Raw genomic sequence first — 11,906 nt, 5'->3', positions numbered from 1 at the left:
AATAACTATCTTTCGTTTCTCTGATAATTCTCTTGGTGTTAATTTTCTAGCATCTATTTTTTCCATAAAACATTATACTATAATTAAGATTATTTATCGGTGAAGTAATAATACTATTTTCACACTCTTTTACAGCTTCATCAAACTCTTTTTTTGTCAATTCACAAGTTTGTAAAGCAAACTTTTCAAGATATTTTGTGTCCCACCACTTTTTACTCCCCATAAGCAAAAGTGCTGGAATATCATTTTTTATATACACAGTTGTAGATACCACATCATAAGCAGGATAAAGTCTTATATTACTTACATCTTCATATATTAATCTAAAGTTTTTTAGGTATGCATCGCCATTTTCTAATCTATAGTTTAAATAAGTCATTTTAAAAAACTGTATCAAAGATGATTTTTTGTTTTTAGATGATACAAAGGTTTTTATAGTTTTTGCTATTTGTTCAAGTGAGCCATCATATTTATCATCTCTTTGTTTTCCAAGCAATACACACATATCTTCAAAGCCAATATATCTATCATCAAGCTTATCAAATCGCTTCATTATAAAAAGTTTCTCATCATCGCTAATATAAAACTCAGGCACACTTATATTTGCTAGTTTTACTATTTTCATACAGTAATACTCATTTAGTGCTAGTTCTTTATAATCATCTCCCCAAGATTTCACTATATAATCATCTATTTTTAAAGTTGCTTTATCTTTTATACTAGCTAGAATTTTTGGTTGCACTCCACTAAGAGCTGAATTTAAAGCAAATTTTTGTACAAGCTCATCAAAAAGATTTTCATCTTTTGAGTGAAGTAAATCATCTAAAGTCAAACTATTTTCTATAATATTTTTATTCGTTTCATAAGATAATCTTCCTTTTATAGAACTTGACATTATTTTTAAAAGACCAAAATCATCTGTTTTTACTAATTTTGAGAAGTGTTTTTTTATGATTGATAGTAAATAACCCTCTGGAAGGTGCATTTCAAATATTGGGTGAAGTGTATTATGAATCTTTATGTATAAAAAGTTTCACTGTAAACTGTTCATTTAGATTAAACCAAATAGAGTTTGCATTTTTCAGTCTATCTTCAACAAGTTGTGGGATGTCAAAACCTTTATCCAAAGTTTTAATATTTTTAATTGTTTTTAGATGAAACTTTTTAAATACTTCTCTATTTGTTTTTATATCAAAGCTAAGTAGATACCAAAAACCTTCAAAGAAAGCTAGTTTTAGTGGTTTTACTCTATATTTTTTTTGTTCATAATCAAACTTTATCTCTACTTTTTGTTTTATAGCTTTTTCCAACTCTTCAAAGATATTTATATTTTTCTCTTCTAAATATTCGCTATTTATATTTGTAAAAACAGAGTTATCAAGCTGTTGAGAGATTTGCTCTAAAAGTGAGTGTGCTTTGTTATAAAATACTTTTCCAGCACCTTTTGCCATCTCATCTAAAATACCTAAGATTAGTTTTTCATCTTTGTTCAGTCCATCTTGTGCAAGTTTTAGATTGATTTTCCAAGTTCTTCCCTCTTTTATTGCTCCAAAATTGATTAAAACTTCGTGTAAATCTCTTTGTATTGTTTTTGTGCTAACATCCAAAGTATTTGCATTCACTTATTGTCATACCTTCAGAGTTATTTTTTAGCATATTATAGATTTGATTTATTCTATTATATTTTGAGTTATCGCTATCTTTTTTAATTAAAGGTTTTTCTACTTTTTTTGGCATTTTTATCCTTGTTTATTTGCCAAAATTTTAATAGTAAACTTTAGCAAATATTTAATTATTTTACTATTTAAACAAGACTGTTTTTTGTCCTATTTTTAATACAAAAACCCGATAAGCCAAAGTGGGATTTTATTTTCAAAGCCCACTTCTATATCATCACAAAGTACAAAACCATTTTTATTTCCTTCTAATTGTGAACTATCTTTTGAAGCACCACCAATTTCAAAAACAAAAGTATCATTTACTATAAAATCGCCTTTGTCAAAATAGTGTACTTGATTTAAAAGTCCCATTTGAGATACAAAAAAACTCTCTCTTACTGAGCCAATATCTCCATTTCCACACAAAATACTAAATAAATTTGGATTATCCAAAAGTAGTTTATCTGGCTTATTTACAGCTCTTATACCTTTTCCTCCTCTTATTATATGTATCAAACTTCCAGCATCCATTCTTTCTAAATATTTTTGCAAAGTTACCCAAGAAGTACCAACAGCACTACTTAGTTTTGATACATTTAACTCATAAGGTTTTGTGCTACAAAGCATATAAATTATCTTTTTTAGTTTATCAAGTTTCGATGGCTCAATATTGTAAATTCCACACAAATCTGAATCAATAGTAAGATTTATCACTTCCAAAAGTTTCATAGGATAATCACTTAAAGACTCTTGATAAAAAGGGTAGCAACCATATTCTAAGTAGTTCGTAAATTGCTCCAAAGGGCGAATTTTTTGCATAATCTCATAAACAATATCTGTATGATTTTTTAAAACCTCTTCTAGTGTATAGCTTTTAAACTCTTGTTTTGTTTGAAGCTCACAAAACTCTCTTAGAGATAAAACTCCCAAAGTATGAATAACTGCTCTTCTTGACAAATCAGCAAGACTATTTTCAATTTGTAAAGCAGATGAACCACTAAAAAGAACTTGTAAATCAAAAACATCATAAATAGCTTTTAAATCTTTTGAAAAATTCTCGTTTTTATGAATTTCATCTATAATAAAAAGCTTTCCACCTCTTGCATAAAACTCTTCAGCTATTGTGTATAAAGACTCTCCACTTAAAGCTGGGTGGTCGCAAGATACATAAAGTATTTTTGAAATAGGCAAATTTACACTCTTTGCATATTGTAAAAGAATGGTACTTTTTCCCGTACCTCTTGCACCTTTTATTCCTATAAGTTTGCTATTAAAATCTATCTTTTTATACAAATATCTTTTATAATTTGAAACTTCTTTTGATAAAATTTGAGTTGATATTTTTGAAATTATTGATAAATCCATATTTTTTCCTTTGCTATAAAGTATACTTCATAATAATATCTAGTTTACTCTAAAGTCTAGTTTATAGTAAACTAGCTTTTATTCTAAAGTATAGTTTAGAATACTTAACAAATAAAAATGCTAATATTTCAAAAGGAGTACAAAATGAAATGCACCTCTTGCGATATACTATCCTTTTCTATTATTTGCAAAACTTGTCAAAGCACACTTCTTGAGCCAAATTTTTACAAAAAAGAGCTAGATAAAGATTTTTTTGTTTACTCTTTTTATGATTACAAAGATTTAGAAGATTTAATCCAAAGTAAATACCACTTTCACGGAGATAGAGTTTTTAATATCTTAGGCAAACTAAGTTTCAAAAAATTTGCTTCAAACTTCACTTTTACAAAGCCAATTTTAGCTATTCCAATAGATGATCACACAAGGCACGATTTTTCACAAACTGCAATTTTATGCAAACACCTAAAATCCCCTTTTATAAAGCCCGTTTACAACACTTTAAAAGCTACAAATATAGTAAAATATGCTGGAAAAAACCTAGAATTTAGGCAAAAAAACCCACGAAAATTTATATATAGTGGGGAGAAAAACTGTGATGTAATTTTAGTAGATGATGTAATAACAACAGGAACAACTATTTTAGAAGCTAGAAAAACTTTAAAAAAATATAAGGTAAATGTACTTTTTGCTATTACTTTATGCTGTTTTTTATCTTAAGCTTCTCTAGTTTTTTATCTATTTTTATTTTCATATCTTTTATCATTTTTAATTTTTCTTGTAGATGCTCTTTTTTTTCATCTCCAAACTCACCAAATAGAAGCCTATTTTCAAGCTTAACTCTTTTTTCTTCTAGTTTAAAAAGAGCCTCTTCCAAAGAGTTTTGCTCTTTTTTATTGGTCTTAAAAAACTCTTCAATACTTTTTAAAAATTTCTTAATTTTCATCTTCCTCATCCTCATCATCAAGATTTAAAACTTCATCTATAAATATTTTTGAAGCTAGATTTATTAGATTTTGACATAAAAGTATAGCAAAAGAGCTATCTTTTATCAGTTTTGAAGCCTCTTTTGTATCTATTTCTTTATTTTCAAGAAGATTTTCTACTCTTTGATTACTAAGGCTATCAAAAACCAAAATCTTTTGCTGTAAAGTTTTAATCTTATATATTTTATCAATATCATCAAAAGCACTATTTTTTACAATATTTTCAAGTTCATTTATAGAGATAAGTAAAATATCTTTTATAGATTTATACTCAGATTTCAAACTACTATTTTTGCTCTCTCCACCAAAAATAAGGCTTTTTGAAAGTTTTTTTACAGTTTTTAGAAGTTTATATATTTTCTTTGTAAGAGCTTTTTCTTTCTCTATATTTTTTAAATCATCTTCATCTATATTTTTATTTGCAAAGCTTAAAAACTCTAAAATCTCATCATGTAAGGTTTTGATTTTCTCTTTATAAACTTTTGCAATCTCTAAATTTCTTTGCTCTTTTTTCTCATTATTTTTCTTATCTGCTAAACTATTTTCAACTATTAAAAGCTGATTTTTTGTAGCTTTTAGAAATTTGCTATATAAAATTTCATTCTCTTTTTTATGTCCACTTAGAATTGATTTTGAACTCTCCAAAGAGTTTGCATCCAAAAACTCTAGCTTTGACCAAGATTTTATTTTTGGTATAAACATAGTTTTTAGCTTTGCTATTAATCTATTTAAAAATGGAATTATAAGTATTACAGCACTTAAATTAAAAATTGTAATAAAGAGTGTAAGTTTTATAGTATCGCTATTTATATTAAAAATTTGCGAAAGATACTCTATAAAATCAACAATCACAAAAAGAAAAACAATACCAAAAACTGTTGCTATTAGGTTTAAAATAAATTGCGAAAAAGCCAATCTTTTTCCATTTGCATTTGAACTTAAAGCCCCTAAAATAGTAGTTGTTGTACTTCCAATTTTTCCACCAATAACTAAAGCAATAGCATTTAAATATAAGATTTGTCCACTTGCAAGTGCAACCAAAGTCAAAGCAATACTAGCTGAACTTGACTGAACTATAAAGGTCATTATTGCTCCAATTACAAAAAACAAAGCCATAGTAAGTAGATTGTCATTTGAATAAATAGATAAATCAACACTCTGTTTTAACTCTTCAAAACCAACGACCATATAAGAAATTCCTAAAAAGATAAAACCTAAACCCAAAAGAATATTTCCAAAGCCCTTTTGTTTTATATTTTTTGAAAACCTAAAAAATATTCCAAAAGCAATTATTGGCATAGCATAGTGAGAGATTTTTATTTTTAAACCAAACAAAGCTATAAGCCAAGCTGTGGTACTTGAACCCAAACTTGAGCCTAAAAGTACATATATTGCACTTTCAAGAGCTATTAATGATGTGGTTAAAAAGGAGATTAAAATCACACTTGTAAGTGATGAGCTTTGTACTATTGAACTTATCAAAAAACCATTTAAAATTGCTTTTGGCATACTATTTGTAAATTTTTCTAATATTTTTTCCAAAAATCCACCAGAAAATAGTTTAAAACCATCTTCCATAAAAAACATACCAACCAAAAAAATTGCAATTCCAGCAACTATCTCTTTGGCACTTTCATAAGATAAAACAAAATATGCCAAAATTAAAAACAAAAGTGGAAACATAAATTTTTTTATCATCTTCACCTCCAAAATATTTTATAAATTTTATTTAAAAAAAATAGCTTAAAAATAACTATCAAAAAATTTAACTAAATCAAATAACATATAGGATATACTTTTATCTTTAAAAGGAAGTTAATGCTAGGAATAATCGACTACAATATGGGAAATCTTGCAAGTGTTTATAATGCTTGTTCAAAATTTACAAAAGATGTAAAAATAGTAAACAATCCAGAAGATATAGAAAAATGCGATAAATTAATTCTTCCAGGAGTTGGAGCATATAAAGATGCTATGGAGCATTTAGAAAAAAGTGGTTTAAAAGATGCTATTTTAAAGTTTGCAAAGAGTGGAAAACCACTTTTGGGAATTTGTTTGGGAATGCAACTTTTATTTGAAAGTAGTGAAGAGTTTGGATTTACAAAAGGTTTAGGCTTAATTGAAGGTAAAGTTGTAGCTTTTGATAAAAACAAAACAAAAGAGCTAAAAATTCCACATATGGGTTGGAATAGTATGGAAAATAAAAATAATCCACTTTTTGCTGGACTTAATAAGCCTTATTTATATTTTGTTCACTCATTTCATGCTATTACAAAAGATGAATATAGTATCGCAAAAACAACTTACGGCTACACATTTACAAGTGCTGTAAATAAAGAAAATATCTTTGGTTTTCAGCCACACCCTGAAAAATCACACAACAATGGACTTAAAATTTTAGAGAATTTTATAAATTTATAATAGAAAAAGGAAGAAAAGATGGATATTTTACCAGCAATTGATTTAAAAGATGGACAAGCTGTAAGACTTAGTAAAGGGCTTATGGATAGTGCAAAAATCTACTCTAGTGAGCCTTGGCAAGTAGCTAAAAAGTTTGAAGAGTTAGGAAGCCGTTGGGTTCATATAGTTGATTTAAATGGTGCATTTGAAGGAAAACCTGCAAATTTAGAGCAGATTAGAAAAATTAGAGAAAATTGCAACTTAAAAATAGAGCTTGGTGGTGGAATTAGAGATGAAAAAACTATTCAAATGTACCTAGAGCTTGGGGTTGATAGACTGATTTTAGGTTCAATTGCTGTAAAAGATCCACAATTTGTAAAAGATATGGCAAAAAAATATCCAATCGCTGTTGGAATTGATGCACTAAATGGAATGGTTGCAGTTGAAGGTTGGGCTGAAGTATCATCTATGAAAGCTACAGATTTGGCAAAAGAGTTCGCAAATGCTGGAGTGAAAGCGATTATCTGTACAGATATAAGCAAAGATGGAATGCTTTGTGGAGTAAATGTTAATTTCACAGAAGATATTGCACTTGCAAGTAAAGTTTACACAATTGCAAGTGGTGGAGTAAAAGATATAAATGATATAAAAAAATGCAAAGAAAATGGAAATATAGGTGGAGTAATTGTAGGTAAAGCCTTTTATGAAGGAACTTTAGATTTGGAAGAAGCTTTTAAAATTTTGTAAATAAAAGGCAAAATGCCTTTTATTTACCACTCTCATCTTTAATAAATAATAATTTAACTATTCATAAAGTAAGAAAAACTTCAATATTTATTTTTGCCTTTTTAACTATTTTTAGCTATGATATAAAATTATTTTTATAAGGTTAAAAATGAGCTCAAACAAAAAAATAACTTTAATAATCTTCTCAATGATTACAATTCTTACAGTAATTATTGTTGTTTTAGTTGCCATTGGTTCAAGGCAAACAGGTTACGATGGAGTAAAGAAAAAAGCTTATCTTACAGCTGATATTGTGAAAAAATCACTTACAAGTCATATGATAAATGGTAATATGGATCAAAGAGATATTTTTTTATCTAGCATTAGCCAACTTGATAATGTCAAAGATTTGTGGGTTATTCGAGCAAAGAGTGTAAGTGAACAATTTGGTAAATCTAGCACTTCAAATGAGAATCCAAGAGATAAAATTGACCTTGAAGTTCTTCAAACAGGAAAAGAGAAAACAGTAATTGATGAATCATTACTAAATGCAAACTTAAGAGTTACAATTCCTTACACTGCTTCAAGTCAAGATAAACCAAATTGCCTATCTTGTCATACAGCACAAGAAGGCGAAGTTTTAGGGGCTATATCTTTAACTTTTGATATAAGAGAAGATAGAATTTCAAATATTATAGTGCTTCTTTATGTAATTGGAACAATAGCAATATTTTTAATAGTTATTTTAGTATTTATAAGAAAAAAAATCACTCCATATACTAGCTCATTTGACCAAATAACTGATGTATTAAAAAAAGTTCATGAAGGTGATTATACTGTAAGAGCAAAAGATGGTGTTTTAAAAGAGGATAAAGAGGCTTCTCTTTGGTTAAATGAACTAATTGATAAATTAGAAACTGTATTAACTGGAATTGAAAAAAATCTTACATCTTTTGTTCATAATCGTGCAAGTAATGTAAATCATGATAAATTAATTACAGCAAAAGAGATAATTGAAGATATTAGTGAAATTTATCACTATAAAAAAACTATTGAAAATGATTTAACAAAAGATGATATTTACTATAGATTAATAAGTGTTTTAAGAGATAAATTACAAATAAAAAGCTTTTTTATTTTTGAAACAGATTTAATAAGAGATGAAAGAAATATAATTTTTGCCTCAAAAGATTCCTCACCTTGTTGTAATTTAACAAAAAATATCAAAGAATCTTGTAGAGCTGAAAGAACTAATAGCATAATAGCTTCTGAGAATTTCCCACAAATTTGCAGAATTGCATCTTGCAAAAATGGTACTGAACATATTTGTATTCCATTTTTTATAAATGACCAAACAAATATTGTAATTCATATTGTTAGTAAAGACCCAGATGAGTTGAAAAATATTAAGTATCAAATAGGAATTATTAAAAAATATCTTGAAGAGACAAAACCTATTTTAGAAAGCAAACTTTTAATGGATGCTCTAAGACAAAAAAATCTAACAGATGCATTAACAGGGCTTTATAATAGAAAATATTTAGATGAGTTTATTGATAGAAAACTTCCTATTGAGGTTGAAGATGGAAATACTTTTGCTATTATGTTTTTAGATATTGATTATTTTAAAATGGTAAATGACACTTATGGTCATGATGTTGGAGATGATATTTTAAGAAAACTAGCAATTACTATGAAAGCAACAATAAGTGAAAATGAATTTATCATTAGATATGGAGGAGAAGAGTTTTTAATTTTAATGAGAAATCCAACTCATGAGAGTGCAAAAGAGTTAGCATTAAAAATAAATAGTGAGTTCTCAAAACTTATTTTCAACTACAATGGAGATACTTTTAGTAAAACTGTAAGTATTGGTTACTCTTTCTTCCCAGAAGATACAGACCAAATCTATAAATGTATAAAATATGCTGATATTTCACTTTATGAAGCAAAAGCAACAGGAAGAAATAAAGTGATAAGATTTAATAAAGAGATTTTAGGAAAAGGTGATAAACTAGATTATTAAAAAAAGAGCTTAGCTCTTTTTTTAAAGTTGTAAAAAACTTTTAATTCCTGAAAACATAATTTGAGCGGATAAAGCTGCCAAAAAAAGCCCAGTGATTTTTGAGATAATCAAAAGACCATTTTCTCCTATAAATTTTTCAATTAAACTCGATAAATAAAGCATAGTTCCAATTATTAATATTGCACATAAAAGTGCCAAACTTCCAATTAAAAGCTTACCAAAACTGTTTAGTTCAGCTCCAAAAACAAGTAAAACCCCAATAGATCCAGGTCCAATAGTAATAGGAAGAGCCAAAGGTACAACAGCTAATTCATTTAAATTTTTATCATTTGGTTTTTGCCCATCTTTACTTCCATGAATTAAGTTTACAGCTGTTAAAAAGAGTAAAGCTCCAGCCCCAATTTTAAAAGCATCAAGAGTTATTCCAAAAATAGAGAAGATATGTTGTCCAAAAAAAAGTATAACTAAAGCAATAATAATTACCGAAGTTGTAACTTTTACTGCTAATTTTCTTTTTTCTTGAAGTGTTGCTTCATTTGTAACAGTTAAAAAAACCGTAAGCACAAAAAATGGTGTCATAATAAAAAACATTTTTAAAAATGTAGATATAAAAAAATCCATAAAAGTCCTATTTGTAGAATTGAAGCTTAATTCTAGCCTTTTATAGTTAAAAGTAGATTTTTAATTTTATGTTAAAATAGATTTATGAAAACAGATATTATCTACACAACAACCATACAAACACCTATAAGAACGATGTTTGCAGCAAGTTTTAAAAATGAACTAATCTTATTTGTTCCTTTAGAAAGAGATTTTATAGATAAACAGCTAAAACATTTTAAAAAGGTTCTAAATGCAAATGAGATATTGGAAAAAAAAGAGCCTTTTTTTGCTTTAGAAAAGGAGTTACAAGAGTATTTTGCAAAACAAAGAGAAATTTTTACTATACCTTTGAGGCTTATTGGCACAGCTTTTCAAATAGAAGTCTGGCAAGAACTCTTAAAAATTCCATATGGAAAAACTATAAGCTACAAAGAAGAAGCAACAAATATAGGAAAGCCAAAAGCATATAGAGCTGTTGCAAATGCAAATGGAAAAAATAATCTAAGCATAATAGTTCCTTGCCATAGAGTAGTAGCAAACAATGGTAAACTAGGCGGTTACACAGGTGGAATTGATATAAAAGAGTTTTTATTCAAACTCGAAAATAAAGGCTAAGAAAATATTTTTCTCAAAAAATAAAAAATACCACCAAAAAACCACTTCTTTTTTTTAAACTTCTTGAATTTAAAAAAAAGGAGAAATTATGTCTTATGCTAAAAAGAGATATATAACTTATCTGCTACTTACAATTTTTATTATGGGCTTACCATTTATTACTATAAATGGAAATCATATCTTGCTTTTATCTTTTGATAAACAGCAATTTCACTTTATTGGAACTGCATACAATGTAAATGAGCTTTATATAATGCCATTTTTACTTATGTTTTTGTTTATAGGAATATTTGCAATAACTACAATTTTAGGAAGAATTTGGTGTGGTTGGGGCTGTCCACAAACTATTTTTAGAGTAATTTATAGAGATTTAATAGAGACTACTATTTTAGATTTAAGAAGATTTAAAAATAAACAAAAAGATATTGATTATAGTAAAACAAGTAATAAAATCAAAAAATATATCTCACTTGCAATTTGGGCAATTTTGTGTTTAGTTATAGCTTCAAACTTTATGTTGTACTTTGTGCCACCTGAAGATTTTTTCCTATATATTCAAGACCCGATAAATCACTCTATTTTGATTTTGTTTATTCTTAGTATTGCTGGGTTTTTGTTTTATGATATTGTATTTATGAAAGAGAATTTTTGTGTATATATCTGCCCATATGCAAGAATTCAATCTGTTTTATATGATGATGATACAAAGCAGATTACTTATGATTACAATCGTGGTGGAAAGATATATAACAATGGTGAAAAAACAATATTTTCACTAAAACAGTGGCAAAACAATGAAGATTGTACAGCTTGTGAAGCCTGTGTTAAAGTTTGTCCAACACATATTGATATAAGAAAAGGGCTTCAAATTGAGTGTATAAACTGTTTGGAGTGTGTAGATGCTTGTGAGCCTGTGATGAAAAAACTTGGAAAAGAGAATTTAATCTCTTGGGCTAGTACAAACAGAGTTATAAATAAGGTAAATAAAACTCTATTTAACACAAGAAATAATACATATTTTATAGCACTTTTTTTATCTATATTCTTGGCATTTTATTTCTCACTTGAAAAAGAGAGTTTTTTGGTAAATATAAATAAAACAACTGAACTTTACAAAATAACAAAAGAGAACAAAGTGGTGAATAACTATGTTTTAACAATCCAAAATAGTCAAGATGAAGCTTTGACTTTTGATATAAAACTGCAAGATGAAAAAAATTTCAAAATCAAAAGATTTGATGAAGTAAAAATTGATGCCAAAAAAAGAGCAAAACAGATTTTAATAGTTGAAAGTAACAACGATTTAAAAGAGTTTTCAAATAAAAATATAGAGATTTTTATAGATATTTTTGCGAAAGAAAAAGTAGCAAATGAAGATATAAAAGTTACTAGAAAACTGATTTTTACGAAACCGTAAGCTAATTCTTTTTTAATAATGTTATAAGACCTTAGAAATTGTAGGTTACAACCTACAATTTCTACTTTTTTTATAAGTTGTAACAAATAATTTTAAATTTTCTGAAAAATATC

The 11,906-nt window shown here is 27.2% G+C and carries 13 protein-coding genes; 6 read left to right on the top strand and 7 right to left on the bottom strand.

Annotated features, from left to right (window positions below):
- Positions 1 to 46 precede the first annotated feature (46 nt).
- The 4 genes from IQC44_RS07130 to IQC44_RS07115 all read right to left on the bottom strand — a co-directional run bounded on the left by IQC44_RS07130 (position 47) and on the right by IQC44_RS07115 (position 3,023).
- A complete protein-coding gene (locus IQC44_RS07130; protein ID WP_198305654.1) occupies positions 47 to 985 on the bottom strand; it encodes a type II toxin-antitoxin system HipA family toxin in 939 nt (312 codons plus the stop codon).
- A gap of 22 nt (positions 986 to 1,007) precedes the next feature.
- Positions 1,008 to 1,622 (bottom strand): WYL domain-containing protein, encoded by a 615-nt coding sequence (locus tag IQC44_RS07125; RefSeq protein ID WP_198305653.1) that lies wholly within the window; start codon positions 1,620 to 1,622, stop codon positions 1,008 to 1,010.
- Complete coding sequence (locus tag IQC44_RS07120; RefSeq protein ID WP_198305652.1) at positions 1,597 to 1,737, bottom strand: hypothetical protein; 141 nt, start codon at positions 1,735 to 1,737, stop codon at positions 1,597 to 1,599. The genes IQC44_RS07125 and IQC44_RS07120 overlap by 26 nt, the downstream gene beginning before the upstream one ends.
- A 95-nt stretch (positions 1,738 to 1,832) precedes the next feature.
- Positions 1,833 to 3,023, bottom strand: a complete 1,191-nt coding sequence (locus tag IQC44_RS07115; RefSeq protein WP_198305651.1) for an ATP-binding protein — start codon at positions 3,021 to 3,023, stop codon at positions 1,833 to 1,835.
- A 144-nt stretch (positions 3,024 to 3,167) separates the two neighbouring features.
- On the opposite strand from IQC44_RS07115, the gene IQC44_RS07110 reads away from it, so the two are divergent.
- Complete coding sequence (locus IQC44_RS07110; protein ID WP_198305650.1) at positions 3,168 to 3,740, top strand: ComF family protein; 573 nt, start codon at positions 3,168 to 3,170, stop codon at positions 3,738 to 3,740.
- Here the strand turns inward: IQC44_RS07110 and IQC44_RS07105 are convergent.
- Entirely contained in the window at positions 3,715 to 3,966 is a 252-nt protein-coding gene (locus IQC44_RS07105; protein WP_198305649.1) for a hypothetical protein, read from the bottom strand. The two genes, IQC44_RS07110 and IQC44_RS07105, sit on opposite strands and share 26 nt — an antisense overlap.
- Positions 3,956 to 5,704, bottom strand: coding sequence for a Na/Pi cotransporter family protein (locus IQC44_RS07100; protein ID WP_198305648.1), 1,749 nt, complete (start codon positions 5,702 to 5,704; stop codon positions 3,956 to 3,958). Before IQC44_RS07100 ends, IQC44_RS07105 begins: the two co-directional genes overlap by 11 nt.
- A gap of 120 nt (positions 5,705 to 5,824) precedes the next feature.
- Between IQC44_RS07100 and hisH the strand changes: the two genes are divergently transcribed.
- The 3 genes from hisH (at position 5,825) to IQC44_RS07085 (ending at position 9,158) form a co-directional block, all read left to right on the top strand.
- Entirely contained in the window at positions 5,825 to 6,427 is a 603-nt protein-coding gene (hisH, locus tag IQC44_RS07095; RefSeq protein ID WP_198305647.1) for an imidazole glycerol phosphate synthase subunit HisH, read from the top strand.
- An 18-nt stretch (positions 6,428 to 6,445) separates the two neighbouring features.
- Complete coding sequence (hisA, locus tag IQC44_RS07090; RefSeq protein ID WP_198305646.1) at positions 6,446 to 7,153, top strand: 1-(5-phosphoribosyl)-5-[(5-phosphoribosylamino)methylideneamino]imidazole-4-carboxamide isomerase; 708 nt, start codon at positions 6,446 to 6,448, stop codon at positions 7,151 to 7,153.
- Positions 7,154 to 7,301: 148 nt separating this feature from the next.
- Positions 7,302 to 9,158 carry a GGDEF domain-containing protein gene (locus IQC44_RS07085; protein ID WP_198305645.1) on the top strand — a complete coding sequence of 619 codons (1,857 nt, stop codon included), beginning with the start codon at positions 7,302 to 7,304 and terminating at the stop codon, positions 9,156 to 9,158.
- A gap of 21 nt (positions 9,159 to 9,179) precedes the next feature.
- Here the strand turns inward: IQC44_RS07085 and IQC44_RS07080 are convergent, their stop codons facing one another.
- Entirely contained in the window at positions 9,180 to 9,779 is a 600-nt protein-coding gene (locus IQC44_RS07080; protein WP_198305644.1) for a MarC family protein, read from the bottom strand.
- A gap of 84 nt (positions 9,780 to 9,863) precedes the next feature.
- Between IQC44_RS07080 and IQC44_RS07075 the strand changes: the two genes are divergently transcribed.
- Both IQC44_RS07075 and ccoG read left to right on the top strand, forming a co-directional pair.
- Positions 9,864 to 10,376, top strand: coding sequence for a methylated-DNA--[protein]-cysteine S-methyltransferase (locus IQC44_RS07075; protein WP_198305643.1), 513 nt, complete (start codon positions 9,864 to 9,866; stop codon positions 10,374 to 10,376).
- An 88-nt stretch (positions 10,377 to 10,464) separates the two neighbouring features.
- Positions 10,465 to 11,793 carry a cytochrome c oxidase accessory protein CcoG gene (gene ccoG / locus IQC44_RS07070; RefSeq protein ID WP_198305642.1) on the top strand — a complete coding sequence of 443 codons (1,329 nt, stop codon included), beginning with the start codon at positions 10,465 to 10,467 and terminating at the stop codon, positions 11,791 to 11,793.
- The last annotated feature ends 113 nt before the right edge of the window (positions 11,794 to 11,906 follow it).

Origin of the sequence: Arcobacter vandammei (genome assembly GCF_016106035.1) — a bacterium.
GTDB lineage: Bacteria > Campylobacterota > Campylobacteria > Campylobacterales > Arcobacteraceae > Aliarcobacter > Aliarcobacter vandammei.
The sequence above is the reverse complement of the archived record's forward strand: the minus strand, read 5'-3'. Positions and strand labels throughout refer to the sequence as shown.

Bases quoted from the DNA above. Each gene is read 5' to 3' on its own strand.
- IQC44_RS07130 (WP_198305654.1), bottom strand. From the start codon at position 985: ATGCACCTTCCAGAGGGTTATTTACTATCAATCATAAAAAAACACTTC.
- IQC44_RS07120 (WP_198305652.1), bottom strand. From the start codon at position 1,737: ATGCCAAAAAAAGTAGAAAAACCTTTAATTAAAAAAGATAGCGATAAC.
- IQC44_RS07115 (WP_198305651.1), bottom strand. From the start codon at position 3,023: ATGGATTTATCAATAATTTCAAAAATATCAACTCAAATTTTATCAAAA.
- IQC44_RS07110 (WP_198305650.1), top strand. From the start codon at position 3,168: ATGAAATGCACCTCTTGCGATATACTATCCTTTTCTATTATTTGCAAA.
- IQC44_RS07105 (WP_198305649.1), bottom strand. From the start codon at position 3,966: ATGAAAATTAAGAAATTTTTAAAAAGTATTGAAGAGTTTTTTAAGACC.
- IQC44_RS07100 (WP_198305648.1), bottom strand. From the start codon at position 5,704: ATGATAAAAAAATTTATGTTTCCACTTTTGTTTTTAATTTTGGCATAT.
- hisH (WP_198305647.1), top strand. From the start codon at position 5,825: ATGCTAGGAATAATCGACTACAATATGGGAAATCTTGCAAGTGTTTAT.
- hisA (WP_198305646.1), top strand. From the start codon at position 6,446: ATGGATATTTTACCAGCAATTGATTTAAAAGATGGACAAGCTGTAAGA.
- IQC44_RS07085 (WP_198305645.1), top strand. From the start codon at position 7,302: ATGAGCTCAAACAAAAAAATAACTTTAATAATCTTCTCAATGATTACA.
- IQC44_RS07080 (WP_198305644.1), bottom strand. From the start codon at position 9,779: ATGGATTTTTTTATATCTACATTTTTAAAAATGTTTTTTATTATGACA.
- IQC44_RS07075 (WP_198305643.1), top strand. From the start codon at position 9,864: ATGAAAACAGATATTATCTACACAACAACCATACAAACACCTATAAGA.
- ccoG (WP_198305642.1), top strand. From the start codon at position 10,465: ATGTCTTATGCTAAAAAGAGATATATAACTTATCTGCTACTTACAATT.